The organism is Marinococcus luteus, assembly GCF_900106595.1.
Taxonomy (GTDB): domain Bacteria; phylum Bacillota; class Bacilli; order Bacillales; family Marinococcaceae; genus Marinococcus; species Marinococcus luteus.
Map to the genome: position 1 here is coordinate 70,528 of NZ_FNNC01000007.1, position 26,632 is coordinate 97,159.

Annotated in this window: 28 protein-coding genes and 1 tRNA gene; 24 read left to right on the forward strand and 5 right to left on the reverse strand. The window is 47.1% G+C overall.

From position 1 onward, the window contains the following. Window positions 1-382: 382 nt before the first annotated feature. Entirely contained in the window at window positions 383-1,585 is a 1,203-nt protein-coding gene (locus tag BLV22_RS13500; protein WP_245724107.1) for an NAD(P)/FAD-dependent oxidoreductase, read from the forward strand. An 89-nt stretch (window positions 1,586-1,674) separates the two neighbouring features. Here BLV22_RS13500 and BLV22_RS13505 read toward each other — a convergent pair whose 3' ends face one another. After that, complete coding sequence (locus tag BLV22_RS13505; RefSeq protein ID WP_091616423.1) at window positions 1,675-2,154, reverse strand: divergent PAP2 family protein; 480 nt, start codon at window positions 2,152-2,154, stop codon at window positions 1,675-1,677. 451 nt (window positions 2,155-2,605) lie between these two features. On the opposite strand from BLV22_RS13505, the gene BLV22_RS13510 reads away from it, so the two are divergent. The 4 genes from BLV22_RS13510 to BLV22_RS13525 all read left to right on the forward strand — a co-directional run bounded on the left by BLV22_RS13510 (window position 2,606) and on the right by BLV22_RS13525 (window position 6,218). Beyond that, window positions 2,606-3,148 carry a TRAP transporter small permease gene (locus BLV22_RS13510; protein ID WP_091616425.1) on the forward strand — a complete coding sequence of 181 codons (543 nt, stop codon included), beginning with the start codon at window positions 2,606-2,608 and terminating at the stop codon, window positions 3,146-3,148. Window positions 3,149-3,175: 27 nt separating this feature from the next. After that, window positions 3,176-4,450 (forward strand): TRAP transporter large permease, encoded by a 1,275-nt coding sequence (locus BLV22_RS13515; RefSeq protein WP_091616427.1) that lies wholly within the window; start codon window positions 3,176-3,178, stop codon window positions 4,448-4,450. 89 nt (window positions 4,451-4,539) lie between these two features. Next, a complete protein-coding gene (gene dctP / locus BLV22_RS13520; RefSeq protein ID WP_091616670.1) occupies window positions 4,540-5,616 on the forward strand; it encodes a TRAP transporter substrate-binding protein DctP in 1,077 nt (358 codons plus the stop codon). Window positions 5,617-5,741: 125 nt separating this feature from the next. Continuing rightward, on the forward strand, window positions 5,742-6,218 hold the full coding sequence (locus tag BLV22_RS13525) for an S-ribosylhomocysteine lyase (RefSeq protein WP_091616430.1): 477 nt from the start codon (window positions 5,742-5,744) through the stop codon (window positions 6,216-6,218). 112 nt (window positions 6,219-6,330) lie between these two features. Here the strand turns inward: BLV22_RS13525 and BLV22_RS13530 are convergent, their stop codons facing one another. Then, the gene (locus BLV22_RS13530; RefSeq protein WP_091616432.1) at window positions 6,331-6,954 is read right to left on the reverse strand and encodes a cysteine hydrolase family protein; all 624 of its coding nucleotides are present in this window, start codon (window positions 6,952-6,954) and stop codon (window positions 6,331-6,333) included. Between the two features lie 278 nt (window positions 6,955-7,232). On the opposite strand from BLV22_RS13530, the gene BLV22_RS13535 reads away from it, so the two are divergent. The 3 genes from BLV22_RS13535 to BLV22_RS13545 all read left to right on the forward strand — a co-directional run bounded on the left by BLV22_RS13535 (window position 7,233) and on the right by BLV22_RS13545 (window position 10,430). Further along, the gene (locus BLV22_RS13535) at window positions 7,233-7,676 is read left to right on the forward strand and encodes an Lrp/AsnC family transcriptional regulator (protein ID WP_051143862.1); all 444 of its coding nucleotides are present in this window, start codon (window positions 7,233-7,235) and stop codon (window positions 7,674-7,676) included. Then, window positions 7,673-8,851: an aminotransferase gene (locus BLV22_RS13540; RefSeq protein ID WP_091616435.1), complete on the forward strand. Its 1,179-nt coding sequence runs from the start codon at window positions 7,673-7,675 to the stop codon at window positions 8,849-8,851. The genes BLV22_RS13535 and BLV22_RS13540 overlap by 4 nt, the downstream gene beginning before the upstream one ends. 145 nt (window positions 8,852-8,996) lie before the next feature. Next, window positions 8,997-10,430 carry a DUF2254 domain-containing protein gene (locus tag BLV22_RS13545; RefSeq protein WP_091616438.1) on the forward strand — a complete coding sequence of 478 codons (1,434 nt, stop codon included), beginning with the start codon at window positions 8,997-8,999 and terminating at the stop codon, window positions 10,428-10,430. 26 nt (window positions 10,431-10,456) lie between these two features. Here BLV22_RS13545 and BLV22_RS13550 read toward each other — a convergent pair whose 3' ends face one another. After that, window positions 10,457-11,809, reverse strand: a complete 1,353-nt coding sequence (locus tag BLV22_RS13550) for a sodium-dependent transporter (RefSeq protein ID WP_091616440.1) — start codon at window positions 11,807-11,809, stop codon at window positions 10,457-10,459. A 150-nt stretch (window positions 11,810-11,959) separates the two neighbouring features. On the opposite strand from BLV22_RS13550, the gene yugI reads away from it, so the two are divergent. From yugI to BLV22_RS13610, 11 genes are all read left to right on the forward strand, one after another. Further along, the gene (gene yugI, locus BLV22_RS13555; protein ID WP_079475578.1) at window positions 11,960-12,391 is read left to right on the forward strand and encodes a S1 domain-containing post-transcriptional regulator GSP13; all 432 of its coding nucleotides are present in this window, start codon (window positions 11,960-11,962) and stop codon (window positions 12,389-12,391) included. Between the two features lie 167 nt (window positions 12,392-12,558). Beyond that, window positions 12,559-13,917 carry a glucose-6-phosphate isomerase gene (locus BLV22_RS13560; RefSeq protein WP_091616443.1) on the forward strand — a complete coding sequence of 453 codons (1,359 nt, stop codon included), beginning with the start codon at window positions 12,559-12,561 and terminating at the stop codon, window positions 13,915-13,917. Window positions 13,918-14,051: 134 nt separating this feature from the next. After that, a tRNA-Ala gene (locus tag BLV22_RS13565) sits at window positions 14,052-14,127 on the forward strand. Between the two features lie 584 nt (window positions 14,128-14,711). Continuing rightward, window positions 14,712-15,524, forward strand: coding sequence for an SGNH/GDSL hydrolase family protein (locus BLV22_RS13570; protein WP_091616445.1), 813 nt, complete (start codon window positions 14,712-14,714; stop codon window positions 15,522-15,524). A gap of 751 nt (window positions 15,525-16,275) precedes the next feature. Further along, entirely contained in the window at window positions 16,276-16,893 is a 618-nt protein-coding gene (locus BLV22_RS13580; protein WP_091616451.1) for a hypothetical protein, read from the forward strand. 46 nt (window positions 16,894-16,939) lie between these two features. Continuing rightward, window positions 16,940-17,353 (forward strand): DUF3942 family protein, encoded by a 414-nt coding sequence (locus BLV22_RS13585; protein ID WP_091616453.1) that lies wholly within the window; start codon window positions 16,940-16,942, stop codon window positions 17,351-17,353. A gap of 184 nt (window positions 17,354-17,537) precedes the next feature. Continuing rightward, window positions 17,538-18,380: a 3-methyl-2-oxobutanoate hydroxymethyltransferase gene (panB, locus tag BLV22_RS13590; protein ID WP_091616456.1), complete on the forward strand. Its 843-nt coding sequence runs from the start codon at window positions 17,538-17,540 to the stop codon at window positions 18,378-18,380. Further along, on the forward strand, window positions 18,377-19,246 hold the full coding sequence (panC, locus tag BLV22_RS13595; protein WP_091616459.1) for a pantoate--beta-alanine ligase: 870 nt from the start codon (window positions 18,377-18,379) through the stop codon (window positions 19,244-19,246). Before panB ends, panC begins: the two co-directional genes overlap by 4 nt. After that, window positions 19,246-19,632, forward strand: a complete 387-nt coding sequence (gene panD / locus BLV22_RS13600) for an aspartate 1-decarboxylase (RefSeq protein WP_091616462.1) — start codon at window positions 19,246-19,248, stop codon at window positions 19,630-19,632. The genes panC and panD overlap by 1 nt, the downstream gene beginning before the upstream one ends. A gap of 15 nt (window positions 19,633-19,647) precedes the next feature. Next, window positions 19,648-19,878, forward strand: a complete 231-nt coding sequence (locus BLV22_RS13605) for an aminoglycoside 6-adenylyltransferase (protein ID WP_176967781.1) — start codon at window positions 19,648-19,650, stop codon at window positions 19,876-19,878. Beyond that, entirely contained in the window at window positions 19,844-20,500 is a 657-nt protein-coding gene (locus BLV22_RS13610) for an aminoglycoside 6-adenylyltransferase (protein WP_176967782.1), read from the forward strand. The genes BLV22_RS13605 and BLV22_RS13610 overlap by 35 nt, the downstream gene beginning before the upstream one ends. Window positions 20,501-20,667: 167 nt before the next feature. Here BLV22_RS13610 and BLV22_RS13615 read toward each other — a convergent pair whose 3' ends face one another. After that, the gene (locus tag BLV22_RS13615) at window positions 20,668-21,210 is read right to left on the reverse strand and encodes a dihydrofolate reductase family protein (protein ID WP_091616470.1); all 543 of its coding nucleotides are present in this window, start codon (window positions 21,208-21,210) and stop codon (window positions 20,668-20,670) included. An 83-nt stretch (window positions 21,211-21,293) separates the two neighbouring features. Between BLV22_RS13615 and BLV22_RS13620 the strand changes: the two genes are divergently transcribed. The 4 genes from BLV22_RS13620 (at window position 21,294) to ytkD (ending at window position 24,350) form a co-directional block, all read left to right on the forward strand. After that, window positions 21,294-22,058 carry a C40 family peptidase gene (locus BLV22_RS13620; RefSeq protein WP_091616472.1) on the forward strand — a complete coding sequence of 255 codons (765 nt, stop codon included), beginning with the start codon at window positions 21,294-21,296 and terminating at the stop codon, window positions 22,056-22,058. 89 nt (window positions 22,059-22,147) lie between these two features. Continuing rightward, window positions 22,148-23,335 (forward strand): MalY/PatB family protein, encoded by a 1,188-nt coding sequence (locus tag BLV22_RS13625; protein WP_245724108.1) that lies wholly within the window; start codon window positions 22,148-22,150, stop codon window positions 23,333-23,335. Continuing rightward, entirely contained in the window at window positions 23,332-23,802 is a 471-nt protein-coding gene (locus tag BLV22_RS13630) for a YwpF family protein (protein WP_091616476.1), read from the forward strand. Before BLV22_RS13625 ends, BLV22_RS13630 begins: the two co-directional genes overlap by 4 nt. A gap of 56 nt (window positions 23,803-23,858) precedes the next feature. Beyond that, window positions 23,859-24,350, forward strand: a complete 492-nt coding sequence (gene ytkD / locus BLV22_RS13635; protein ID WP_091616478.1) for an RNA deprotection pyrophosphohydrolase — start codon at window positions 23,859-23,861, stop codon at window positions 24,348-24,350. 82 nt (window positions 24,351-24,432) lie between these two features. Here the strand turns inward: ytkD and pckA are convergent, their stop codons facing one another. Beyond that, the gene (gene pckA, locus BLV22_RS13640; RefSeq protein WP_091616480.1) at window positions 24,433-26,016 is read right to left on the reverse strand and encodes a phosphoenolpyruvate carboxykinase (ATP); all 1,584 of its coding nucleotides are present in this window, start codon (window positions 26,014-26,016) and stop codon (window positions 24,433-24,435) included. A 179-nt stretch (window positions 26,017-26,195) separates the two neighbouring features. Here pckA and BLV22_RS13645 point away from each other — a divergent pair, with 179 nt between their 5' ends. Continuing rightward, a complete protein-coding gene (locus BLV22_RS13645; RefSeq protein WP_091616482.1) occupies window positions 26,196-26,591 on the forward strand; it encodes a thiol-disulfide oxidoreductase DCC family protein in 396 nt (131 codons plus the stop codon). The last annotated feature ends 41 nt before the right edge of the window (window positions 26,592-26,632 follow it).

The window sequence follows — 26,632 nt, forward strand, 5'->3', positions numbered from 1 at the left end:
TACACCTCCGTGAATCTTTTCAAATTTCAATCCATTATAATACTGATTGAGAAAAATAGAAACCAATTGAGAAATTGTTTCAAGAGTTACATTGTAACATAAGCAAAATCAGTGCCAAGGGTATTTCCCTCCCGCATTTAGGAAGAAGGGATGAAAAAAGGTGAAAATCGGGAAAAAGGTTGAAATATTATGGCAAAACCCATAATATTAAGTACGGGGTTTGTGTCTATTTTTTTACAAAAAGCAACGTATTAAAAGCAGAAAACGAAGCGGACTTTTCTTTTTTATTAAAGAAAAGGCGGTTTGGTATAGTTGTGTACGTGAAATAAATCACATACATGAGCTGCTTTTAACAAAAATCTAAAAGATGGAAGTGATTGACATGGCAGGAAAAACAAATATTGTTGTTTTAGGCGCTGGCTATGCTGGTCTCGTTTCCGCTTCAAAGCTCGCAAAAGAAGTAGGAACAGACAATGCAAACATTACGCTGGTCAGCAAGCACGATTATCATTACCAGACAACCTGGCTGCATGAGCCGGCTGCAGGAACGCTTCACCATGACCGCACCCGCATTAAAGTCAGTAAAATTCTTGATTTGAATAAAATTAACTTCGTGCAGGACGAAGCGACCAAAGTCGTTACAGAAGAAAAGAAAGTAACGCTTGCTTCCGGCGGCGAACTGCAGTACGACTATATTATCGTAGGCGTTGGGGCTATCTCTGAAACGTTCGGCATCGAAGGCGTTTATGAAAACTCCTATCACCGCTGGACCGTGGACGGTGCCCGCCAGATGAAAGACCGCATTGAATATATGTTTGCGCGCTATCACAGTGACGAAGCAAAAGAAGAAGACCTGACGTTCGTTGTAGCAGGCGCCGGCTTTACCGGTATGGAATTTATGGGCGAGCTGAGTGAACGCGTACCTAAGCTTTGCAAAGAGTACGATGTACCGCGCAATAAAGTGAAAATGTACGTCATCGAAGCGATGCCGACAGCACTTCCAGGCTTCGATCCGGAGCTTGTGGAGTACGCAATGAATTTACTCGAAAACCGCGGGGTGGAATTCAAACTGGATTCACCGATTAAAGCAGTGACGGAAAACAGTGTAGAGCTGAACACTGGTGAATCCGTAAAAACATCGACAGTCATCTGGGCAACTGGTGTCCGTGGCAATCCGCTTATCGAAGAGTCCGGATTTGAAAACAACCGTGCCCGTGTGAAAGTTGATGACGATCTGCGTGCTCCCGGCCATGAACGCGAATTTATTATCGGTGACTGTTCCTTGATCATCAATACAGAAATCGACCGTCCGTTCCCGCCGACAGCTCAAATCGCTCTCCAACAGGGCGAAACAGCTGCCGATAACATCAAAGCATTGATGGAAGGACGTCCAACAGAAGCATTTGTAGCTGATATTAAAGGTACAGTGGCTTCTCTTGGTGGAAAAGAAGCGATTGGCGTTGTAGGTTCGAAAAAGCTTTACGGCCGTCCCGCCTACTTTATGAAAAAAGTGATCGAAAATCGTGCATTATGGGTTCTCGGCGGCTTTGGCTTCCTGCTTCGCAAAGGACAAAGCCCGTTCTAAAATGAATAAAGGATAAACACAGCAGAAGCCCCCGGCATAGTTTGCCGGGGGCTTCTTTCGTATGAGGAAGTATACAAACTAAGAGCTGGTTACACAATGAAAATAGCATGAGCAGCGAACGTTATACCCACACCGAAGATAGCGCCGAAAATAACTTCAATCGGCTGGTGGCCGAGCAGTTCTTTGAGTTCCTGACGTTTTTCAGGCTCGCGTTTTTGCTGCCAGGACCGGGCTTCGGTCACGAGGCGGTTAAAGTCGTTAACCAGCTGATTCAATACGGTGGCATGATAGCCCGCGTGCCTCCGGACGCCGGTAGCATCAAACATTACAATAACGCCGAAAACGATGCAGATGGCAAAAAGATTCGAATCAAAGCCCTGCTCAATACCAATAGCTGTAGAAAGAGATGTGACAGCTGCGGAGTGGGAGCTTGGCATGCCGCCGGTACTTGTGATGAGTGAAGCATCCCAGGTTTTGGCAGCAATGAAACCAAGAGGTATTTTAATCGCCTGTGCTAATAAGATAGAAGATAATGCCACTAAGAGTGGGAAGTTCTGCAGTAATTCCATTCACGAACGTCCTTTCTGAATTTTGGCAGTTAGTAAGGATAAGGAACAGCCCACATTATGATAAATATAAGTACAGGCAACAATATTTTATCACATGGTATCAGGTTCGTCGTGACGTAGCTTGAAGAAAGCAGGAAAGAAATAGATAAGGAATGCTTTCCTTAAAATCGGGTTCCAATCTGAAAAAATGCCTTCTCGGTAGATTTTAGGGCTAAAGAAGCTGTCAGGACGAATTACTAAGGATTAGGTGCTAGTATATATAAGAAAATAAAGATAGAATATACCTAAACTGTTTGCAAGAAAAGTATATGTTAAGTATACTTACATTAACTTATTATAAGAAAGTTTCATTCATACATAAAATAACGCAGAACACATGTCTGCACCTGAACCAAATCATAGCAAATATTTTTTTAATATTGAAAAAAATGCAGAAATGGGTGTTTGAAAATTGAAAATATTAAAGTGGCTTGACTTAGGTCTCAAACGCACTGAAGAGGCGGTTCTGTCGCTTGCGATCATTACAATAACGGTCATGGTGGCAGGCAACACTATCAGCAGGAACCTGGGTCTTGGCGGGTGGGCGTTCGCAGAAGAAATCAGCCAGATTGCGATTTACATGGCGACATTTCTCGGGCTCGGCTATGTCGCCAGGCAGGGCCGGCATATCAGCATGACGGCATTGTTTGACAATGTACCGTATAAATTCCGGAAAACGCTGGCGCTCATTATTCCGTTCGTTACAGCTTTTGTTCTGTTTACTCTGGCGTATTATTCCTATGACTACGTGCTCTCCTCGCAAAACAGGGTCACCGACTATCTCCGGATTTCCTACGTATGGATGGTAGTGTGGGCACCCATTGGCTTTTTGCTCGGTGGCATTCAGTTTTTACGAAACTTCTGGGTGAACGTGAAAAATAAAGATGTATATATCGCAGCGGAACGAAAAGACTACGATACAGAGCAGGATGCAAAAGAATCCAACCAACTATAAAATTTCGGAGAATGAGAGGAACCAATTATGCTTTTTACATTACTTGCGATAATGGTCATCTTTTTAGCACTCGGTTTCCCCATGATGGTTCCATTAATTTTGGCTCCGCTGGTGATAGTGCTGTTTTTCTTTGATGCCGTTGATCCATTCATCATGCTGCAGCAGATGCTTGAAGGGATATCAAGCTACGTGCTTTTGGCGGTCCCCATGTTTATCTTTGCAGCAGACATTATGTCACAGGGCCACACATCAAAGCGGCTGCTTGATTTTATTGGCGCTTTTGTCGGCCATCTCCGCGGCGGTTATGCAATTACCACAGCTGCCGCCTGCACCATCTTCGGTTCGATTTCCGGATCTACCCAGGCTACAGTGGTAGCGATCGGCGGACCGATGAGACAGAGGCTGTTAAAGGTAGGGTACAAAGATTCCACGGCGATTGCTTTTATCATTAACGCAAGCGACGTCGCACTCTTAATACCACCGAGTATAGGAATGATCATGTATTCCTTAATTTCCGGTACGTCCCTTGGGGATATGTTTATTGCGGGTATCGGCCCGGGGCTTCTCGTATTTGTCTTTTTTACTCTTTATGCCTACATACACGCAAAAATTTACAGCATCCCGCTCGCAGCTAAAATTCCCTGGAAAGAGCGCGGGAAAATGACCTTTGATGCAATCTTTCCTCTATTATTTCCAGTCATTATTATCGGGGGAATTTACTCCGGCCTTTTCACTCCAACAGAAGCAGCGGCAATGGCTGTTGTGTACGCCTTTGTATTGGAGGTTATTGTCTACCGTACAGTTAAGCTGAAGCAGATGTTCAGCATTGCTTTATCTTCAGGGCTCGTAACGTCGGCCGTTTTTATGCTTGTAGCCGGCGGTCAGGTATTTGCATGGGTCATTCAGTTTGCCCGTATTCCGCAAATGATTACAGACACCTTTCTTGGAGGGGACCCGGGGCCGATTTATGTTTTGATTATTGTATCCATTTTCTTCTTTATCGGCTGTATGTTTGTGGACCCGATTGTAGTTATTCTCATTTTGACTCCAATTTTCTATCCGGCAGCGATTCAGGCAGGGGTGGACCCGGTTCATTTAGGGGTGGTTATTACCTTCCAGGCAGCGCTTGGCTCCGCCACTCCACCGTTCGGGGTGGATATATTCACCGCGAGCGCAGTTTTTAATCGATCGTACCTTGATACGATCCGCGGAACGCCTCCGTTTATTGTAATGATGCTCGTTATTGCAGTTCTGCTTATTTCGTTTGAGCCTATTTCAACGTTTTTACTTCCTGATAATTAACAGGAGGCTGGATGAGGAAGGGGGATGCGAATGGCCTCCTCTCTGACAGCCGGATCATTCGTGTTATTACTTATAAGGGGGAATTATACATGAAAAAGAAAAAGCTTGGTTTGTTGACAGGAACGACCCTCTCTGCGGCAGCAGTGCTCGCAGCCTGCGGCGGTGGCGGTGGCGGCGATGAAAGCGGCGGGGGCGGCGACGGTGAAGAGACATACGAATGGACCTTTGTGACAGAGGAAAATGAAGGCCAGGTGCAGTATGAATATGCGCAGGAATTTGCGAGCCGGATGGACGAAAAGACAGACGGTCAGGTGACGATCGAGCCGGTGGAGTTCGGTGGACTCGGCAGTGAAGTGGACCAGGTGGAGCAGCTCCAGCAGGGGGCGGTTGAAATGGCTGTGGTCTCCCCGGGCTTCACGGGAACAATGGTAGAGGAAGGCCAGGTTTTCTCTCTGCAGTTTCTGCTCCCAAATGATCAGGAAGATGTGCAGCAGGTATTGAATGAAAGTGAAGCGTTAAACGATACATTAGCTGCTAATTATGAAGAAAATGATATTATGCCGCTTTCCTTCTGGAGCGAAGGAGCAATGCAGTGGACTGGTAACAAAGCTATTGAGTCCCCGGATGATTTCAATGGGTTTCAAATGAGAACCCAGAACTCACCGCTTCTTCAGCAGACGTACCGTGAATACGGTGCAGATCCCCAGGTTCTGAGCGCCGGTGAGCTTTACACCTCTCTTGATAATGGTACAGTGGACGGCCAGGAGAACCCATTGTTCTTTATCGAAGCTTCATCTTATGACGAAGTACAGAGTCACTTGATGATTTCTAACCAAAACTCATACGTAGCGATGACGACAGTGAATCCGCAGTTCTATAATGAGCTTCCGGACGATCTGAAAGAAACATTTGACGAGACTGTAACGGAAATGCAGGACTGGGTATACGATGAGCAGGTCGAGCAGAACGAACAGGCCCGCGAGACGATGACCAGTGAATCCGATATTGAACAGGTGGAATTGAGTGAAGACCAGCGCGCTGAGTTCCGGGAAGTAACCCTTCCAATGCGTGATTACTACGTCGAGGAAGTCGGCGGTGACGCAGAAGAAATTCTGACGACGCTTGAAGGCGAAATTGAAGAGATCACCGGTGAATCAGTCGAATAGCAAGTTTTTACAGCCCCGGCCAAAAGATGCCGGGGTTTTTTTGGCCGTAATTGTTTAATTTGGAATTACGCGCGGGAAACGATACAATAGGCAGAAGAAAATAATAAAGGAGTGAACGTAACGATATGGCAAAAGTAGAAAGCTTTGAACTCGATCATACGAAAGTAGTTGCTCCGTACGTCCGCCAGGCAGGCGTGCAGAAGGTGGGAAGCGACGGTATCGTCACTAAATTCGATATTCGTTTCTGCCAGCCGAATAAGGATAACCTCGAGCCGCCGACGATTCATACGATGGAGCATTTGCTTGCATTAAATATTCGTGAATATGCTGAAGACTATGACCATTTTGAAGTCATTGATCTTTCGCCGATGGGCTGTCAGACAGGCTTTTATCTGATTATGAACGGGGAGCCGGCGGTAAGTGAGATCATCGATATTCTTGAGAAAACGATGAAAGACGGCGTAGAAGTTACCGAAGTGCCTGCAGCAACCGAACTGCAGTGCGGCCAGGCGAAGCTTCATGATCTTGAAGGTGCCAGGCAGGTATTCCGCAACTGGCTCAACCAGGACAAAGCTTCACTCGAGCGCGTATTTGAAGCATAATTATTAAGCATCCTTCCGGCTGTTCCGGGAGGATGCTTTTATTAGTTTTCAGTGTGTTATAAATGTCAGTATGTAAAAAAAAGCTTCCGGCTGCCCGGAAGCTTTTACGTATTTATGAAGAATGGGAAGGCTGTGGAAGCTCCTGGGCTTCCTGCATGATTTTCTCGAGATCGTATTCTGTACTGTCTCTAGTATCGGCACCAAGTACCTTATTCATCAAATTAATTGCTTCTTCGTTGGCCTGCATACTGTTCGATGCGGTGCAGTCCTGCGGGACCATTAATTTATATCCGCGCATATAAGCATCATTTACTGTAAAGTGAACGCACATGTTCCCGGCGACGCCGGCGAATATAATTGTCGTGACCCCCAGGTAGTTCAGCAGGATCTCCAACGGAGTAGCAAAAAAACCGGAAAACTGAGGTTTGAGTATATAATAGTCATCGTCATCGGGAAGGATTTTCTCTACTATCGGTTTGCCTGGTACCCCGTCACGTCTGCAGTATTCTACGAGATCAGGGAAATTACTCTGCCAGCGTCCGTAATTATCGTTTACGTAAATAACAGGTATATCTTTTTCTTTCGCCTGTTTTTTCAGATTTTTAACATTTTCAGCTGCATCAAGAGCATGAGGGAGTAAATCGTCACTGTCCGGAAAATCTAAATCATTGATCATATCTAGAACTACAAAAGCCACACTGGACTGTTGATTTACATGGGGTTTTTCTGTTGCCATCTTATCGCCTCCATTTTTACTGTTTCCTTTTTTGAATAAATTTTAAAAGGGTTTTTTGTAATCGGCAGCGAATCGATTTGAAAATTTTCGCGGAAAGCTTGATAATGTTTTATATACCATCCAAAAAATATTGTAAAAAAGAGGGACATGTCGTTTGGTGTCCTCTCTTAGTGTACAATAGTACACAGGAGATGTAATTTTGAAGAGAGAGAAAGGGGCTGCCATTCTTGAACGAAAAAGAGTTGGAGATTCTGCACTTATTGGAGCAGAACGCCAGAATGGATATTAAAACAATTGCCAAGCTAATAGATCAAACAGAAGAAGAAGTGGAAATGATGCTGAAAAAACTAGAGGAAAACAAAGTGATCGTCACATACGCTACTGTTGTGGACTGGAGCAAAGTCAACAACCATGACGGTGTGACGGCAATGATTGATGTAAAAGTCACTCCGCAGCGGGGAGTCGGGTTTGATGAAGTAGCGGAACGAATTCATCGTTTCCCGGAAGTCAAAGCTCTGTATTTGGTGTCTGGGACGTATGATCTTCAGGTGGTCATCGAAGGAAAAACGATGTCTGAAATCGCTTCGTTTGTTTCCGGGAAGCTGTCGGCGCTTGATTCGGTTATCTCCACGACGACGCATTTCCGCCTGAAAACGTACAAACACGACGGAGTAGTGTTCGGCGATGACGATGAAGATCACAGAATGATGGTCTCGCCATGAATACTTCCTCCACGCAGCAGCACAGACTGTCAGAAACGGTGCAGCAGTTAAAGCCTTCAGGCATACGCCGGTTTTTTGATTTAGCTTCTACGATGGATAACGTCATTTCCCTAGGGGTGGGGGAACCGGATTTTGTTACACCGTGGAACGTGCGGGAAGCGAGCATTGTATCGATGGAGAGAGGATTTACCTCCTATACGGCGAATGCCGGCTTGATTGAGCTTCGAAGAGCCGTTTCATATTATCTGGAGAACTCTTTTGGCGTCTCGTATCATCCGGAATCGGATATTGTGATTACGGTGGGAGCAAGTGAAGGCATTGATGCAGCTTTTCGGGCGATTATTAATCCGGGGGATGAAGTGATTGTCGCAGAGCCCTGCTTTGTCTCCTACGCACCGATTATTACTATGGCCGGGGGAGTGCCGGTACCGCTTGAAACGACAAAAAAACACGACTTTAAAATCAATGCAGGAGACCTTGAAGGCCTTATCACTTCAAAAACGAAGGCGGTGCTTCTTTCATACCCGAACAACCCGACCGGAGCCCACATGTCAAAAGAGGAGCTCGAGCCGGTCGTAAAGGTAATTAAGGACTATGACCTGCTGGCTGTATCGGATGAAATTTACGCCGAACTCAGCTACGATTATGAGCATGCAAGCCTTCCGGCGTTTCCGGGGATGCTCGAGCGCACAATTTTGATCTCCGGCTTTTCAAAAGCCTTTGCGATGACAGGCTGGAGGGTAGGATACGTGTGCGGTCCGAAAGATATTATGGCTGCAGTACTCAAAATTCACCAGTATACGATGATGTGTGCGTCCACCTCCGCCCAGTTCGGAGCACTTGAAGCATTGAAAAACGGACGTGCGGATGTGGAGAAAATGGTAGCAAGCTACCGGCAGCGTCGCAATTATTTAGTGAAGACGTTTGCGGAGATGGGACTCGAATGCCACACGCCGCTCGGCGCTTTTTATGCGTTTCCTTCGATTGAAAAGCTCGGCATGGATGCCGAGACATTTGCCGAGACGTTTCTGACAGAGGAGCAGGTGGCTGTCGTGCCGGGGACAGTCTTTGGTTCAGGAGGAGAAGGACACGTCCGCTGCTCGTATGCTACTTCGCTGGAGTCGCTTGTAGAGGCAATGGAGCGGTTCAAACGCTTCATGGACCGTCACCGATAAAATAGCACGGACCGGCAGGTTTTCTCTGCCGGTTTTTTCATGTAAGGTTACATTGTACTGACTTCAGTTTAAAACATAAACAGAAGGGAAATCGGTAGAGGGATTTACATACGTATTTCTGGTTCGTATAGAGAGGGTGAATTTATTGAAAAATGCTATTCGACGCATGCTGCCCAAGAAAATCCGGCAGCTGATGAGCATGTCTTACCGCCAGCAGTGGTATGAAATACGCTCGAGCTTATGGGTGCTTCCAGCTATTTATATTATGCTAGCGGCCGTCCTTTCCGTTGTAGCTTATTGGGCGGAGTTTGGCCTGCAGCCGGCATTCAACTCGCTGCCGGTATTTTCCACGGAATACAGCCTGGCGCAGACGATGTACAGCACGATGCTCTCCGGAGTACTTACCTTGAACGCTTTTACATTTAACTCGATTCTCGTAGTGCTTACGAGCTTCTCGGGCCAGTTTACTCCAAGGGTGCTTTTTAACTTTATTGCTGACCGAAAAACCCAGCACTCGATCGGGATCTTTAATTTATGTTTCTTTTTCCTGCTGTTTGTATTCTTCTTCCTTGATTCAAGCATGAGTGAATACGTGATTTTCCCTATCTCCGGCGTGGTAGTGACTTCTATTTCTGTCATTAATTTTATTTTGTTTATCAATCATGCTACGAGATGGATGCAGGTATCAAGCATTACAACTTCCATGAAAGAAGAATCGCAGCTGCGTATTTTGAATACGCTCGTGTACGACCTTGAGCCGTACCGTCCGGATGATCCGAATCGGGTTTTCCGGGAGAAAACAAATGGCGAGGCCCATGTAGTAGCCAGTGAACGAACCGGCTTTCTGCAGGTGGTGGATTTTGGCAAGCTGATACGCGAAGCCAGAAAAGACGGGATCGTTATTCAAATGGAGCGTCGTGTCGGGGATTTTGTAATGGAAGGGATTACGTTATTTAAATACTGGAAAACGGACAGCAGCGCGGACATGCCGATCAATGAACAGAAATTCCGCCAGTTTTTGTACCTGGGACACAGCAAAACGGAAGTGCAGGATTTGGAATTCGGTATTCGGAAATTGACCGAAATTGCGATCAAGTCGATTGGAAACGATGAACCCATGACCGCCCAGGACGCTATTTACCAGTTAACGGACCTGCTGTTTTCGATTTCTAAAGTTACAAAATTCACCCCGTATTTAACAGACGAAGATGAAACGCTTCGTTTGATTATGCTGGATGAAGAATTCTCTTTTTATGTATACTCCGCCTTCAGTCATATCGCCTCGTACTCTGAGAATGACCCGGTTGTTACCAACAGCCTGCTTGAGGCACTGGTGATTTTATCAAAAGCGTTAAACACGAAAGATAAAAACTGCTGCTGGCATTACGGGAAAGTAATTGCACGCGGATTTACCGGCCAGTTTAAATATGATTACGACCAGGTGAAATTTGTGAACAATATTGAAGCTCTTGCAGAAAACTCGGAGGACAAGGAACCGTTTCAGAGCTTTGTGCGCGATTTCATTGACCGAGGCGTTATTCAGGAAAAACATATTCCGGCACGTCAGTATAAAGATTAAAAAAAGCAGCCCGCGGGCTGCTTTTTTTAGGATCCTGTGAATAATCCGATAAGAGAGTTAATGAATACGATAATAATTGCTACTGGAGCGATGTAGCGAATGACGGTAAACCACATGAGGAATACACCATTTCCCATAGCGGATCCCCTCATTACTTCATCCCGCAGGTCTGCTTTCTTAATTTTTAATGGAAGAAACAGAGATACGATCAGTGCCCCGAGGGGAAGAAGGAAGTTACTTGTCAGAATGTCAATGGAATCAAAGAAAGTGTTGCCAAAAATAAGCCAGTCAGATAGCAGCCCGTACGACAGGTTCGATGGAATGCCGAGGATGAAAATCAGAATACCGACAACCCAGGCTGTGCGTCCGCGGCTGTCCGGGCGCTTGTAAGACACGGAGGAAACGATAATCTCGAGCAGTGAAAATGCCGAAGTTAATGTTGCGAACACAAGCAGGAGCATAAACAGCGTAAAGAACAGTGAACCAAGTGCAAGCTGCTCAAACACGGCCGGCAGTACAATGAAAATCAAATTAGGGCCGGCGTCCGGCGGTATATCAAAAGCGAACACTCCCGGGAAAATAGCAAGCCCGGAAAGCAGCGAAATAATAATCGTCAATACGACAATGGAAAACGCTGAGTTGATCAGGCTTTTTTCTTTCGGAAGGTAGGAGCTGTATGTAGCCATTACAGAGTTACCGAGGCTGAGCGAGAAAAACGCCTGGCCGAGTGCGAATAAAATCGTGGTGCCTGTGACTGCACTGAAATCCGGCTGCAAAAAGAAAGCAATACCCTCACCGGCGCCTTCAAGGGTAAGCGAACGGATTACAATCACAATAAATAGAATAAACAGTGTGGGCATCATCCAGTTGGTCGTCCGTTCGATACCTTTACGCACGCCCCCCTGTACGACAAGAATCGTAATCAGCATGAAGGCAAGATGGGCGATGCCTACTTCCCAGGGATTGGAAATAATCGAGCCAAACAGGGCTCCGTAATCTGTCCCTTCACTTGCAAGACCTCCAAGGCTCCGGACAAAGTAAATAATAATCCATCCGCCGACAACGGAATAAAAAGATAAAATTAAAATAGCACAGATCATGCCTATGATACCGTTAAAAAACCAGGGAGTATTTGGAGCAATAGTTTTATAGGCGGGGACCGGTGGCTTCTGGGTACGGCGCCCGACCACAAATTCGGCTATTAATAAAGCGGTCCCGAGAATGAGCGTAAAAGCAACAAAAATCAGAAAAAAAGCTCCGCCGCCGCTTGTTCCTGCGACATATGGGAGACGCCAGACAGCGCCCAGGCCAATGGCGGAGCCGGCTGCTGCTAATACGAACCCAAGCCTCGTTCCCCACTGCTCGCGTGGTTGGCTCATAGTAGGTTCCTCCTTAAAATTAATTTATTCCTTTAAAGTACCGAACATGCGGGACTTTTGTCAAGAAGAGGCCGTGAGTTTATCGATTGCCGAATACCGAAAATAATGCTATAATTTGAAAGTTAATAAAAAGTTATAGGAGTTGTTTGAATGTCAGTACAGCAATATGAAGTAGGCGCAATCGTCGAGGGGAAAGTAACGGGGATTAAACCATTCGGCGCGTTCGTTGCGCTCGACGGAAATAAACAAGGATTGGTTCACATTTCTGAAATTGCCCACGGCTACGTGAAAGATATTAACGAAGCACTGTCAGTAGGCGATGAAGTTAAAGTGAAAATCAAATCCGTCGATCAGGAATCAGGAAAGATTTCTCTTTCTATCCGGGATACCCTTCCGGCACCGGAAAAAAGCGAAAGCCGTCCGCAGAGCCAGGCACCGCGTCAAAGCAAAAGCAGCGGCCGTCCAGCCCAGCAGAGTAATAACGATACCCAGGGGTTTAATACTCTTGAAGATAAATTAAAAGACTGGCTGAAGCAATCCAATGAAATTCAGGCAGATCTGAATAAACGGGTACGGAAATAAGCATTCCTGCTTTAAAACCGTCGCTTTCGAGCGGCGGTTTTTTTATACAGTTGAAACGGGTACAGGTACTTGAAGAACGTTTTGCGGGTGCCCCGGTTTTTCTTTATAATAGAGAAGGGCTATAGAGGCGGAGAAAGTAAAACATATTTTAGGGAGGCAGTAATAATATGGCAAAGCAAATTGAAGTGAACAGCAAAAATATTTCTCAGGAAATATCAGAGCATGAGATCGAGCAGCTGCAGCCGATGGTGGAAACGGCGCATCGCATGATTCATGAAAAAACCGGTGCCGGTTCGGAATATCTCGGATGGGTTGATCTTCCGGATACATACGACAAAGAGGAATTTTCACGGATTCGACAGGCGGCGGAAAAAATTAAAAAGGATTCAGACGTGCTGATCGTGATCGGTATTGGGGGGTCCTACCTCGGTGCGAAAGCGGCCATTGACAGCTTGAGCCATTCGTTCCGCAACCAGCTCGACGGCTCTAAGCGGAACGGCCCGGAAATTTATTTCGCCGGCCATCAGATCAGTCAGCGCTATATGCATGACCTTCTTGAAATGGTGGAAGGCAAGGACGTTTCAGTGAACGTCATTTCAAAGTCCGGTACTACAACAGAACCGGCTCTGGCGTTCCGGGTGTTCCGGGACTGGCTCGAGAACAAATACGGGGCAGAGGAAGCGGCTTCAAGAATATACGCTACGACGGACAAAAGCAAAGGTGCTTTAAAAACGCTGGCTGATGAAAAGGGCTATGAAACATTTGTCGTCCCGGATGACGTCGGCGGCCGTTATTCCGTTCTTACAGCTGTAGGCCTCCTTCCGATTGCAGCGGCAGGCCTGGATGTGGAAAAAATGATGGACGGGGCAGCTGCCGCCATGGAAGCGGGCAAGCTTCAGAGCGTAAAGGAAAATTCGGCCTATCGTTACGCTGCTATCCGCTACGCCGCGTATCAGAAGGGTAAAGCCATTGAACTGCTGGTGAACTATGAGCCGCACATGCACTTTGTGTCTGAATGGTGGAAGCAGCTGTACGGGGAAAGCGAAGGCAAAGACGGCAAAGGATTGTTCCCGGCTGCAGTCGATTTTTCCACGGATTTGCATTCGATGGGGCAGTATATCCAGGAAGGCCGGCGTCATTTGCTCGAAACAGTGCTTCATATTCAGGACGCAGGGAGCGCTCTGGAGTTGAAAAACACCGATGATGACCTGGACGGCTTAAATTATCTCTCTGGGGAAACGATGGGCTTCGTCAACGAAAAGGCGTTTGAAGGAACGCTTCTCGCACATACTGACGGCGGCGTGCCAAATATTATTATTGATATTCCGGAATGGAATGAATACTATTTCGGATACCTTGTTTATTTCTTTGAAAAAGCGTGTGCTGTGAGTGGTTATATGCTCGGCGTCAATCCATTTGACCAGCCGGGCGTGGAGGCGTATAAAAAGAACATGTTTGCGCTTCTCGGCAAACCGGGATTTGAAGAACGACAGACAGCGCTTGAAACGCGCCTGAATGAAGAGTAAGCAGAAAATCGGCCTGCCCGCCGGCAGGCCGTCTTTTTTACAGAGTTACATAAAAACATAAAAAAGGACTTGTCAGACAGAGACAGACAAGGTACAATATTTTTTGTCGGCTGATATTTTACCGGCAAAAATATGGGGCCTTAGCTCAGCCGGGAGAGCGCTTGGCTGGCAGCCAAGAGGTCAGCGGTTCGATCCCGCTAGGCTCCACCATACATACTATGCCAACGACACCGATTTGAGGATTACTTCTCACATCGGTGTCGTTTTGTATTAGCGTACAAAAGTATATGTGCTTTTTTTAGTTAAAAAACTTGCCGTTTAAAACCAGGTGAGGTATTATATATTCATTCCAAGATACATACCACGCCAACGACGCCGGTTTGAGGGACTCTCCTCGGCCCGGCGTCGTTCTTTGTTTCGACAGTAGGTGTGTAGGCTGACAGTGACGGCCTATTTATAGTAGAGATTTTCGTTGGATAACGGAATTGAGGCATGGCATTTTTCACACGGCTGTTCGTTTCCGGAAACATTGGAGTCGGCGCTTAACGTTTCAGGCGGCATTTGAATGGAGGCCGTGTTTTCGTGTCCACATTCCGGGCATTTCACCATTAACATTGATATATTCACCTCACTTTTTATAATGGTTTTCCCGTCCGTCTGAGGGTTATAACTGCTATTGTAAGAAAAAGGTGATAAATGAGAAGAACTGATTCTTTGGACCTTGTGGGAGGCCGCTGGGGTGTATTATGCTATGAGCAATTCTCTATCGAAAATGACAAAAGGAGTTATAATAGATGAGAAAAAGGTTTATACTTCTGCTCACAGCAGTTGCAGCTGGAGGTTTTTGGATAATGGTTTCCTCCAACGGGCCTTTCCAGGGAAACAATGAAAGAACTAAAATACCGGAAGAGGACCTTTCAGAACTGGAAGAGATGAACATTTATTCATTTCTGCAGCACCGCCTGGATACATATCATGTGTCTACTGTAGAAGTGTTTGGATCAAGTGTAGCTGCCGGCACCGGCTCGGATCGTTACAGCGAATCATGGGCCGGCCGGCTGGGGGAGAAACTGCATGGCATTACGGATGACACGCAGCACGTAGAGCTGAACAATTATGGAGTAAACGGCTATTCTTCGGAGGATATGCTTGAGCGGGGAGTGATCGATGCCGAGCTTTCTGAAGAAGCGGATCTTGTGATTATTGAGACAGGGATATTAAACGATTTTTACCGGGGTATTCCGGCCGCTCAAAGTATTGATAATATCCATCAGTTGCTTCGGGCAGTGAAAACGAAAGCGCCTGACGCCGTAGTATTGGTGATGAATCCTAATCCGGCGATTACCTATGAAAACACGGAGCCGGAGATGGATGCCGAATACCAGCAGTTTGCAGATCAGCTCACAGAAGAATTTGAGCGCGTTGAAGGAGTCTTGTTTATAGATGCCTCTGTGCCTTTTCACGAGAAAGCAGAGAACGCCCGGCAGATGGAAAAGTACATTGGGGACGGCATTCACCCAAACAGCAAAGGCTACCGGCTCTGGTATGAGCACATGGATGCGTATTTTGAGCAGACACCCGTTCAGCAGGCAGAAGATTCCCGTTAAATGATCGATGAACTGTTTTAAATAGAGAACGCGCTGCGCAAGCAGGGCGTTTTTTTGTAGGCCTTCCTCTAAAACTGTTTACAAATGCAATTAGTAGATTATATGGGGAAAGGCGGTGTTTGGATAATGACGGTGGCAAGCAAAAACGAAAAACCAGTCTGGAAGCAGCGGTGCTGCTCATATTTTTGCCTAAACAAAGAGATAAAAGTGCAGTAAGAGACGGGCAGCTGACAGGGTATTGCATGAATTCTCCCGCCCGTATTTAGGAGATTTTCCGGGTGCGTATAACTAGTAGGTATGTGAAGGAAGTACTGTTTTAGGAAGAATGAGAAAAAACAACTCGCGGCCGCTGGATATTAGGTAAGATAAAGGTACACACCCAACAAAAGAAAAGCATAGCCAGAAGAAACAGGAAGGGGGTTTCCATGAGTTACACTGCGCACGAACTAGTTTTTAGCCAGGCCTTTAACTGCTGGAGCCGTATTTCGTACTTGTATCAGTGTGAACCGAAGATAGTAACCGTATCGATTTTCCCCTCAGCCGGCAGAAGAAGTACTCAGCTTAACGCCGATATGCTGAGCATTGAAGAGTTTTGGAAGATTTGCTACGAAAAATTTAAAGCTGATTTTTTGGAAAAATAAAAGCCGTGGCTTATAAAAATTAAAAATAACGGCGCTTCCGCAAGACGTTTGTCCGTGCGCTCAGAGGGTAATTACCAATAGGTACAAGGAATGTTAGAAGAGGTGAAAGTATGACTGCCGGACTATTATTAAGCGCTGTTCCACCTAAAGGGAATCCTTTTGTGATGATTGCTACGGATTCAAAAGGGGCCAGCCTCGAGGGCGGACCGGCGGATGAAAAGGCGCAGAAGGTATTTGATGCCGGAAATGCGCTGCTGGCTGTGAGTGGTGTGGCAACAGATGCCCACCGCTCCAGGCTTGTAGAGATTCTCGAATCACATAAAGCACAGCCAATTGATAAAAAAATGCAGCTGGTATATGACGAAAGCCTGTCCGTAAAAAAAGAACTTGGCTTAAATATGACTGCTGCGATTATGCAGTTTGACGAAAGAGGAAATCCTCAGGTGGCGTTCTGCTATGTGGGTACAGATGAAGGAGACCGACAGTTTAACCCATATACGTTCGACCGCCGGGTGCCGGAGGTTAATCACGCGTATTTTGGTGAGGATAAAGAAGGGGTCACCGAGTTCCGAAGAAAGCTGGACGAGAAGCTCGATAAAAAAACAATTACTCCGGACCACGTCCGGGAGTCCGCCGGGTGGTTTATCCGGAGGGCTGCAGAAGCGTTTCCTGAAGCGGTTAATGCGAGTGTCCAGACAAGGGTAAAGGTGTTCAGGCCCGGAATGTGAACCGGCACAGAATATATTAATACGCAATTGAAAGGGGAGAAGATCAATGAGCTTTGAAAATACATTCGCTACTAAAACACGCAAATATTTAAATATTGATGCCCAGCCCGAGCAGCAGCTGATCGATTCTACGGCGAGGGAAATCATGTATTATTTTATGGATCTTGAAGAAGAATTTAAAAATATAAACGACCGCAAGTTTCATATTGAAGCGGGCTTTCATGAAAGCTATATTAAGATCAACAAGCGAAAGCTTACTTTTGAGCTGAAGCATATTCCTTCCCACCGTATCACTATCATTCAAAAGGTGAATGGCAGTAAAGCCCATATAGATCATATCATTGCCAAGGATGATGAAGCGCGCAGTGAAGCAGACGAAACCCCTTTCAGCCGTGATTTGATCCGCCGGTATCTGATTCAGACATTTGGAGATTCTCTCGACTTAAGTAACATTTATTGATGCCCTCTTCCAGAGGGTATTTTTTATTGGGAAATTTTTTTGAATAAACGAAGTCGCGGCGGTTGAATAAATGCCAGGGGCGTCAGATAATATATATGTGTAAATACAAGTCGGCTCAAGCATACGTACCGGCGAAAATATCAGATAATTCTTTATCTTTTGAGTGAAGCAGGAGGAGAGAGAGATGAAAAGCACGGCGGTATTTAAACAGATGAAAGGCCGGCAGGAACCGATTACGATGATCACAGCGTATGACGCTCCGGGGGGGAAGGCCGCGGAAAAAGCTGGAATGGATATAATACTTGTGGGTGATTCTGCGGGGATGGTCGTGCACGGCTACGATTCCACGATTCCAGTAACGCTTGACGATATGGTGATGCATGCACGTGCGGTACGCCGGGGAGCCCCGGGCACATTTATCGTAGTGGATCTGCCCTTTTTAACCTATCATTCCTCTATAGAGAGTACGTTTACAGCAGTGAGGCGTCTTATGCAGGAAGGTGGTGCCCAGGCAGTTAAGCTCGAAGGGGGAGATGAAGCTACAACGGAGACTATCGCCCGGTTAACGGCTTCCGGCGTACCGGTCACAGGGCATATCGGCCTTACTCCTCAGTCCGTTGGGGTGCTTGGAGGCTACAAAGTACAGGGGAAAACAAAAGAAGCGGCACAGCGGTTGATGGAAGAAGCGCAGGGACTTGAACAGGCCGGGGCTTTTGCGCTTGTGCTTGAATGCGTTCCCGGTGAGCTCGCTGCCCGTATTGCAATGCATCTTTCGATTCCAGTTATTGGTATAGGTGCCGGTGCCGGCATTGACGGCCAGGTGTTGGTTTTTCACGACGCTGTCGGATGGGGGGACAACTTTGTCCCTTCCTTTGCCAAACAGTATACTAACGTCCAGACACAGATTGATGAAGCTCTTGAGAACTACGTAAGTGATGTGAAAGCGAGAGCCTTTCCAGAGGACAGGCATACTTTTTCCATGGACGCCTCTGTACTGAACGATCTTGGCAGAGGAGCATCTTCATGAAAGTATTTACTGCAATTCAAGAAATTCGCACGCATATCTGTGAGAGAAAACAGCAGGGAGAAATGGTTGGATTTGTGCCGACAATGGGAGCACTGCACGAAGGACATTTTTCATTAATGGCACAGGCTTTGAAAGAAAACGACGCAGTGGTGGTGAGCATTTTTGTCAATCCTCTGCAGTTTGGTCCGGATGAAGATTACGAGGCGTATCCGCGTACGCTTGATGCGGATCTTGAAAAAGCCGAAGCCCGGGGCGTTGATATAGTGTTTGCGCCTTCAGCAGCAGAGATGTACCCTGAAGAGATGCAGACAGGGGTGCACGTACATGAAGGAACTGATGTACTCTGCGGTAAAAGCCGGCCGGGACATTTTGACGGAGTGGCGACAGTGGTGCTGAAGCTGCTGCAGATTGTTCAGCCGGCGCGGGCCTACTTTGGGCAGAAGGATGCACAGCAGGCCGCTGTACTAACGAATATGGCCCGTGATTTTAATCTTCCCGCAGAAATTGTTACCGGCCCGACGGTACGGGAACCTGATGGTCTGGCGCTGAGCTCCCGCAATGTGAATTTAACCAGCGTAGAACGCCGGGAAGCCGTCTGGCTGTACGAAGGATTAAAGCAGGGAGCGTTATGGATAGAAGAAGGATCTTACGGACCCGGGGACATTTTGAAGAAAGCAAAGCATACAGTAGAAGCTAACATTTCCGGAACGATTGATTATATGGATATTTTAACTTATCCCGGTCTCAAACCTGTTAAGGAATGGAACGGGCAGGTAATTATTGCAGGAGCGGTGCAGTTTTCGGGAGCGAGACTCATCGATAATATCATTGTTTCTCCTGGCCAAAAAGAAAGGGTGGGTCGCTGATGTACCGTACGATGATGAAATCAAAGCTTCACCGGGCCATAGTTACAGAAGCGGATTTGAACTATGTGGGAAGCATTACCATTGACCGCGATCTGATGGAAGCGGTGGATCTTTGGGAAAACGAAAAAGTGCAGGTGGTCAATAATACGAACGGGGCCCGTCTGGAAACGTACGTGATTGAAGGCCCCCGGGGCAGCGGAGTGATTTGCTTAAACGGTGCAGCCGCGAGGATGGCACAGCCGGGGGATGTGGTCATAATTATTGCATATGCGTTGATGGAAAATGAAACGGCCCGGGAGTTCAAACCGGCGGTGGCTGTACTTGACAGCCATAATCAAATCCAGCAAATGCTGTCTTACGAGCCCGCTTCGACGACATTGGATTAAAAGGAGATGCCGCCTGTGCGCACGCCTGAAGCTATTATGACGCTGATAATGGAGACTGCCAGGGGTGATGAACGGGTGCGTGCCGCGGCTCTAAGCGGCTCCCGTGCAGCTGCCGTAAATAGCAGTCCTGATATTTTCAGCGATTTTGATATTATTTATTTTGTGGAAAACATGGAACAGATGATTCAGGACCGGAGCTGGCTTAAAGTGTTTGGCCCCCCCTTTGATTGTGCAGACGCCGAATGAAATGAATTTATACCGGGAACCGTCGGGGGAGTCATTTGCTTTTCTGATGCTTTTTCAGGATGGCAATCGCATTGATTTAACCTTAAAGCCTGCGGAAAGCAGGTATCTGCACTGGAAGCAGGACGGTTTGACCCGCTGTTTGCTGGATAAAGATAATCCTGTTTCTGATTTTCCTGCTCCCACAGATACAGACTACAAAACAAAGATGCCGGAAGAGGACTTCTTTCACCAATGCTGTAATGAGTTTTGGTGGGTGGCGGTATACGTGGTCAAAGGCTGGAGTCGGAAGGAAATGCTCTACGCCCAGGCCCACCTGGATATTATACGCCGCATGCTGATACAAATGCTGCAGTGGAAGGTTGTACTCGAAAAAAGAACCTCAGTAAATTTCGGCCAGGAGGCGAAGTGTCTGGAAAAACAACTGGGGGATAAGAGCAATAAAGAACTGGCAGCTACTTATGCAGCGGGCTCTTACGAAAGCATTTGGGCCTCGTTACAGACAGCGATATTTATGTTTGAACGGGAATCTGCTTCTGTTGCGGGCCAATGCGGATTTGCGTTGAATAAACAGGAGGGGGCACGGGTGTGGCAATATATTAAAAAGGTCGGACACGTGCAGTAAAATAAAAAAAGGCTCCTGCAGGAAGCAGGAGCAAAATGAAATATGGGATAAGAGCAACAGATTGGACGAATGCTACTCTATATGTTTATTATTACCTAAAGAGTAAAAAAAGTACACACTTTTCAGAAAAAATAATGCTTTTACCTACAGATAAAAATGAGTCTAAACTACTGAATGGATAGATCTCCAGCCCGTTTATAGTGGAGCTGGGCCAATTCTCCCCACTGTTTCACTTTGTGGAGGTGAAGCCGTTTTGGCTGGCCGGACCGTTGCTTAAACAACGGGATGCCGCTTCCTAAAAGATCGGGAGTGAGGGTAATAATGTATTCATCAATCAGTTCTTCATTAAGCAGAGGGTCGATAATATCTGCTCCTCCAACAATCCATATACCACTTCCAGGGTCCAGCCGTTTGTTTTGAAGCCACTCTGCGACGTCACCCTTTACAAAAGAGACTTGCCCGCCGCTTTCCAGGCGGCTGGTGGAAAAAACATAGCAGTCTTTGTCGCTGTACGGAAAGGCATCTGTTAAGACGAGCACGTGTTCATAGGTTTTTCTCCCCATTACAACGGTGTCCACCCGCCGGTACATTTCATCGTAGCCGTTATCACCTTCGCCTCCGGCTTTCATCAGCCAGTCAATATTCCCTTCTTCATCAGCGATATAGCCGTCAAGGCTGGCGGCTATAAACAGAATTACCGGCTTCATCATGACCACTCCCCTCTGCTAGTACGTTCATTTTAGCATGTTAAAGAAAGAATAATCGGAACAATTACACGGGAAGGAGGTAAAATATGAACAAAAACTGGGTGTGGGTAAGTGTTGCTGCGGCAATGATCATAGCAGGGGGTGCTGGCTACTGGGCGGATCGGCACGTTTTAATCACAAATGTCGATGGCAATGACAAAGCCTGGTACATCGAAGGCGGAAAAGCGGAGGAAGAGCTCTACCTGCGTCCGGAAGTGGCGGCATCTTTATACGGAGCGGAACTGGAAAAAGAAGGCCCGGCCGTGCGTTTATCGGTGAACGGTGCTTCGTGGGAGGGAGAGCTTGAACAGAGTCCGGCATGGTTCAACTGGAACGGAGAGGCTTATATTCCTGCAAGAGAAGCCGCCGAAGAACTGGCATTCGAAGAAGAAGAGACCGGGAACCGCTACACAGCCCAGCTGTGGAGCCCTGCACAGGAAAGAATCGCCAGAGTGATCGAAAAAGGCGAAGAATTTACAGGTATTCCGTACAAATGGGGGGCATCTGAAACTACGACCGAGTATTTCGACTGCTCCTCCTTTACGCAGCGTATGTACGCTGAAGAAAACGTGGATCTTCCAAGGGTATCAGAGGATCAGGCGCAGGAAGGACGGGATGTTGCTGAAGAAGACTGGAAGCGTGGAGATCTGATTTTCTTCGATACGACTGGAGACGGCAGTATTAATCATGTAAGTATGTATATATCTGATGAGACACTGTTTCACGCCACAGAATCCGACGGTGTCGGCTATACTGATTTTTCGGATTACTGGAAGGACTCTGTAGTGGAGACAAAACGGTTCATTGTTTAAAAACCGTTTGGATTCGTCTTCCTAAAAAGAAAGTGATAAAATAAAAACGGAATAGACATGGGAAGATGAAACGAGGAGGCTTTTTAAGCATGGATTTTAACAAGGTATTAGATCGGAAAAATACAAACTCAATGAAGTGGGACTTTGCCGCCGAGCGCTACGGCTCTTCGGAGCTCTGGCCGATGTGGGTCGCGGATATGGATTTTCAGGCGCCGCAGCCTGTGCTTGATGCAATGCAGGAGGTACTTGACCACGGAATTTTCGGCTATCACCGGCGTCCGGAATCATTGAAGGACGCGACGACCGAATGGATTCGCACGCGCCATAGCTGGAATGTAAGCAATGAGCAGCTCGTCTTTACCCCGGGCGTGGTGCCGGCGATCAGTCATCTGATTCAGACATTTACGGAAAAGGGCGAAGGCGTTATTCTGCAGACCCCGGTCTACTACCCGTTCTATATGTTAGTGAATAATAATGAACGAACGCTGTATAAGAACCCGCTGAAAGAAACAGACGAAGGGTTTACTATCGATGTGGAAAACCTTGAAGAACAGATGAAAGCCGGCGCGAAAATGCTGTTATTGTGCAGCCCTCATAACCCTATCGGCCGGGTGTGGACCGAAGAGGAGCTGCAGCAGATCGCCGCTCTGGCAGAAAAATACAACGTGCTGGTAGTATCCGATGAAATTCACGCAGACCTTATTCTCTCCGGGGTGCATGTGCCGTTTTCGAAGGCGGCGGAGGGCTATGATGTTGAAACCATCACCTGCATGGCTCCGAGCAAAACCTTTAATCTTGCAGCCCTGCAGCTGTCCTACGTTGTTTTTGAGAAAAAAGCTTCACAAAAAGCATACGAAGCCCATCTGCAGCGCAATTTCGTTGGAATCGACAACCCGTTTGCCACAGTCGCTGCGGAAGCCGCCTACCGGCACGGGACGGAGTGGCTGGAAGAGCTGCTCGTTCATCTGCGGGAAAATGTTGATTACTTAAAGGATCAACTGGAGTCGGCAATCCCGGAAGCCCATGTTATTAAGCCGGAAGGGACGTACCTTGTCTGGATCGATCTCCGGGATCTTGGCATGGACAAAAAAGAACTGGAAGAATGGCTGCGCCAAGAAGCAGGGGTAGCTCTGAGTGACGGGCATATCTTTGGAGATGAAGGCGCTGGTTTTGTCCGTATCAACGTCGCCTGCCCCCGCACGCATATCGATGAGGGTGTACGCCGCTTAAAAGAGGCATATGAACGCACCATTCAGGCTGCCGGCCGTAAATCATGAAGACATTCCGTCTTGTCCGCCTCAGCTTATTTCAAAAAGACGGTGACGCGATTGAAACGCATGAGATAAAAATGAAAGAGGGCCTCATTATTAACCGGGAAGAGCCTGATAGATCCTGGCTGCTTGATGCGGTCATACCTACAGAGTATGAAGACATCATTCATGAGTGGGAAAGACACGAAGAGGAAATGCTGATGGAAGCGGTCATCACTCATCCCGACAATGCCCCGGCGCTTTTGAGGGGAGTCGTGAAAAAAACCACAAGACTTGAGCATTCACTTGGCGTGTTAATCCAGGCATATATGGCTGGAAAAGATGAAAATATCACTGAATTGATATTGAAAGAGCTGATTACCGAAGGATATGAAGGTGATCAGCTTATGGAAGAGTTTCACGAGCGAAAAAACGATCAGCGCTCCTGGTCTAAGGCAATGGCTGCAAGATTATACAGCCGCCAGGAAAAATAATTTCCCCGGAGAGATGAGAGAAGTGGAGTGATACGTATGTGTGAGGATCTGAGCATATGACAACCTGCTACAAATTCCGGGATTACTACAATAACGAAGTGGAACTGGCTTTAAACGGAACTCCATTTTCAGACAAGCCGGGGCATGTATGGGTTATATGCTTATACGCCGGCAGGTGGCTGCTCACTCGTCATTCCCAGCGAGGGCTGGAGTTTCCGGGGGGGAAAATTGAAGAGGATGAAGCCCCCGAAGAAGCAGCTGTACGGGAGGTCGATGAGGAAACCGGCGGCAGGATTGAAGTGATACGCTCTCTCGGCCAGTACAAAGTGGCCGGCCGGAGTGAGGATGTAATAAAAAATATATACATCGCAGTGGTGGATTCACTGGTGCCTCATGAGGATTATATGGAAACGGACGGCCCGGTGCTGATAGAAACACTTCCAAGTAATATTCGTGATCATCCCGCCTACAGCTTTATTATGAAAGACGAAGTGCTTCCCCGTTCTGTGAAATATGCGGAGGAGGCAGGGTATATTACATTAAAATGAAAGGAACCGGAGCCTGTTCATACGCAGGCTCCGGTTCCTTTTTTTAGCATTGAATATTCCTGGCGTTGATGAAAAATAACAACTACAACTGAGTTGGTCCGGCGTCTGCGATAGAGGCAGGCACATCGTCAAACCGCTTGAAATTTTCTGCGAACTTGCGGGCAAGCATGCGGGCCTGAACCTCGTAGTCGACGGCTTCTGTCCACATTTTCTTCGGCTGGAGCATATCTTCCGGAACGCCGGGGCAGGACTCAGGAATATGCAGTCCGAAAATAGGATCCTCGACCGTGGCTGTATCGGTAAGTTCTCCGTTGAGAGCTGCCTGCACCATAGCACGGGTGTATGAAAGATCCATGCGGCTGCCGACTCCGTACCCGCCGCCGCTCCAGCCGGTATTCACCAGAAAAACAGGCACATTGTGTTCATCGATTTTTTCTCCGAGCATTTCTGCATAGACAGAAGCCCGCTGTGGAAGAAAAGGCGCCCCAAAGCAGGTGGAGAAAGTTGCTTCTGGAGAAGTGACGCCTCTTTCCGTGCCGGCGAGCTTGCTTGTGTAGCCGCTGAGGAAATGGTACATGGCCTGCTCCTTCGTCAGTCTGCTGATTGGCGGAAGAACGCCGAACGCATCTGCGGTTAAAAAGATGATCGCCGAGGGATGACCGGCTGTGCCGGAGGGAACAATCCCGTCGACATGTTCAATCGGATAAGCCGCTCTCGTGTTTTCCGTAATCTGAGTATCAGTGTAGTCAACTTTTCCGTTGGCATCGTCTATGCCTACATTTTCGAGCACAGCGCCAAAACGGATAGCATTCCAGATCTGTGGTTCTTTCTGTTTGGAAAGGTTCGAGCATTTTGCGTAGCATCCGCCTTCGATATTAAAAATGCCGTTTTCGGACCATCCGTGTTCATCGTCACCGACCAAAAGTCGGGAAGGGTCTGCGGAAAGGGTTGTTTTCCCGGTGCCGGAGAGACCGAAAAATAGAGCGCTTGCGCCTTCACTGCCGATGTTTGCCGAGCAGTGCATTGGAAGTACGTTTTGTTCAGGAAGCAGGTAGTTCATGACAGAAAAGATTGATTTTTTCATTTCCCCGGCGTATTCTGTGCCGCCAATTAAAATCGTGCGCTGTGCAAAGCTGATGACGATAAATGTTTCCGATGAGGTACCGTCTGTCTCCGGATCTGCTTTGCATTCCGGTGCAGCTATAAGCGTGAAGGGGGGAGCAGAGGGTGTTTCTCTTCCGTCAGGGCGGATAAACAGCTGACGGGCGAACAATTGATGCCAGGCGTAGGAGGTGATGACCCGGACAGGAAGCTGGTAGTTGGGATCGGCTCCGGCCAGAGCGTCGCTTGCGAAAACCTCATTCTGACTGTTCAAATGCGCCGTCACTTTGTTATAAAGCCGTTCAAACGCTTCTTCGGACATTGGTTGATTTACATTTCCCCAGTCAATAGAAGGAGAACTGTCGGGCTCATCGACAATATATTTATCTTTTGGCGACCGGCCGGTGTATTTGCCTGTTTTCACAGCAAGAGCACCTTCTGCTGTAAGTGCTCCCTCCTGCAGAGCCAGCGAGCGCTTCACCAGCGCAGGGACCGAGAGATTCCATTGGACGTGCGCTGCATTCAATAGATTTGTTTCAGGTTTGGAAGCGAACGTCGGCTTCATAAACAATCACTCCTTTAATGATGGGGAAGTTGGATTTATTCATCATAAATGATGGATATAATATAAAATAGTGTAACACATTTAATTTAATAGTACATACTCATTCGTTAAAAAAGTTCATGAATATTTTTGGTACTGAGGGGGAAAAGATGTAAGAAAGCAACGAAAGGGGCACAATTATGGGACAACAACCGGAATTTATTGTATTTTATGACAGCGACTGTCCGTTATGCACCAGGTTCCATACTTATCTTTCAGCGATAGATAAAAAGAACAGGGTGAATTGGAAGCCTATATATGATGAGGATTTATTTGAAAAGTACCCGATGCTCAAAGGAGAGCCGCTTGAAGAACAGATGCACAGTGTAGAGGATAATACGTACGTGTACGCTGGCTATTTTACGGTAAAAAAATTATGTTATACTATTCCGGCTTTGAAGCCGCTGAAGGCAGTATTTTTACTGCCGGGAGTAGAGACGCTTGGCCGCAAGCTGTATCACACTGTTTCGGTGAACCGGTATCAGTGGTTTCATTTCCTTTGCGATGATAAAACATGCCAGCGGGGAGGGCACTAGGTTTGACATCAAATAGGGTTTGCGTTAAGATTTTGTACGAA

What these genes read in the sequence shown, in the direction of transcription:
- BLV22_RS13500 (WP_245724107.1), top strand. Translation starts at nt 383, where the DNA reads ATGGCAGGAAAAACAAATATTGTTGTTTTAGGCGCTGGCTATGCTGGT.
- BLV22_RS13505 (WP_091616423.1), bottom strand. Translation starts at nt 2,154, where the DNA reads ATGGAATTACTGCAGAACTTCCCACTCTTAGTGGCATTATCTTCTATC.
- BLV22_RS13515 (WP_091616427.1), top strand. Translation starts at nt 3,176, where the DNA reads ATGCTTTTTACATTACTTGCGATAATGGTCATCTTTTTAGCACTCGGT.
- dctP (WP_091616670.1), top strand. Translation starts at nt 4,540, where the DNA reads ATGAAAAAGAAAAAGCTTGGTTTGTTGACAGGAACGACCCTCTCTGCG.
- BLV22_RS13525 (WP_091616430.1), top strand. Translation starts at nt 5,742, where the DNA reads ATGGCAAAAGTAGAAAGCTTTGAACTCGATCATACGAAAGTAGTTGCT.
- BLV22_RS13530 (WP_091616432.1), bottom strand. Translation starts at nt 6,954, where the DNA reads ATGGCAACAGAAAAACCCCATGTAAATCAACAGTCCAGTGTGGCTTTT.
- BLV22_RS13535 (WP_051143862.1), top strand. Translation starts at nt 7,233, where the DNA reads ATGGATATTAAAACAATTGCCAAGCTAATAGATCAAACAGAAGAAGAA.
- BLV22_RS13540 (WP_091616435.1), top strand. Translation starts at nt 7,673, where the DNA reads ATGAATACTTCCTCCACGCAGCAGCACAGACTGTCAGAAACGGTGCAG.
- BLV22_RS13550 (WP_091616440.1), bottom strand. Translation starts at nt 11,809, where the DNA reads ATGAGCCAACCACGCGAGCAGTGGGGAACGAGGCTTGGGTTCGTATTA.
- yugI (WP_079475578.1), top strand. Translation starts at nt 11,960, where the DNA reads ATGTCAGTACAGCAATATGAAGTAGGCGCAATCGTCGAGGGGAAAGTA.
- BLV22_RS13560 (WP_091616443.1), top strand. Translation starts at nt 12,559, where the DNA reads ATGGCAAAGCAAATTGAAGTGAACAGCAAAAATATTTCTCAGGAAATA.
- BLV22_RS13570 (WP_091616445.1), top strand. Translation starts at nt 14,712, where the DNA reads ATGAGAAAAAGGTTTATACTTCTGCTCACAGCAGTTGCAGCTGGAGGT.
- BLV22_RS13580 (WP_091616451.1), top strand. Translation starts at nt 16,276, where the DNA reads ATGACTGCCGGACTATTATTAAGCGCTGTTCCACCTAAAGGGAATCCT.
- BLV22_RS13585 (WP_091616453.1), top strand. Translation starts at nt 16,940, where the DNA reads ATGAGCTTTGAAAATACATTCGCTACTAAAACACGCAAATATTTAAAT.
- panB (WP_091616456.1), top strand. Translation starts at nt 17,538, where the DNA reads ATGAAAAGCACGGCGGTATTTAAACAGATGAAAGGCCGGCAGGAACCG.
- panC (WP_091616459.1), top strand. Translation starts at nt 18,377, where the DNA reads ATGAAAGTATTTACTGCAATTCAAGAAATTCGCACGCATATCTGTGAG.
- panD (WP_091616462.1), top strand. Translation starts at nt 19,246, where the DNA reads ATGTACCGTACGATGATGAAATCAAAGCTTCACCGGGCCATAGTTACA.
- BLV22_RS13615 (WP_091616470.1), bottom strand. Translation starts at nt 21,210, where the DNA reads ATGATGAAGCCGGTAATTCTGTTTATAGCCGCCAGCCTTGACGGCTAT.
- BLV22_RS13620 (WP_091616472.1), top strand. Translation starts at nt 21,294, where the DNA reads ATGAACAAAAACTGGGTGTGGGTAAGTGTTGCTGCGGCAATGATCATA.
- BLV22_RS13625 (WP_245724108.1), top strand. Translation starts at nt 22,148, where the DNA reads ATGGATTTTAACAAGGTATTAGATCGGAAAAATACAAACTCAATGAAG.
- BLV22_RS13630 (WP_091616476.1), top strand. Translation starts at nt 23,332, where the DNA reads ATGAAGACATTCCGTCTTGTCCGCCTCAGCTTATTTCAAAAAGACGGT.
- ytkD (WP_091616478.1), top strand. Translation starts at nt 23,859, where the DNA reads ATGACAACCTGCTACAAATTCCGGGATTACTACAATAACGAAGTGGAA.
- pckA (WP_091616480.1), bottom strand. Translation starts at nt 26,016, where the DNA reads ATGAAGCCGACGTTCGCTTCCAAACCTGAAACAAATCTATTGAATGCA.
- BLV22_RS13645 (WP_091616482.1), top strand. Translation starts at nt 26,196, where the DNA reads ATGGGACAACAACCGGAATTTATTGTATTTTATGACAGCGACTGTCCG.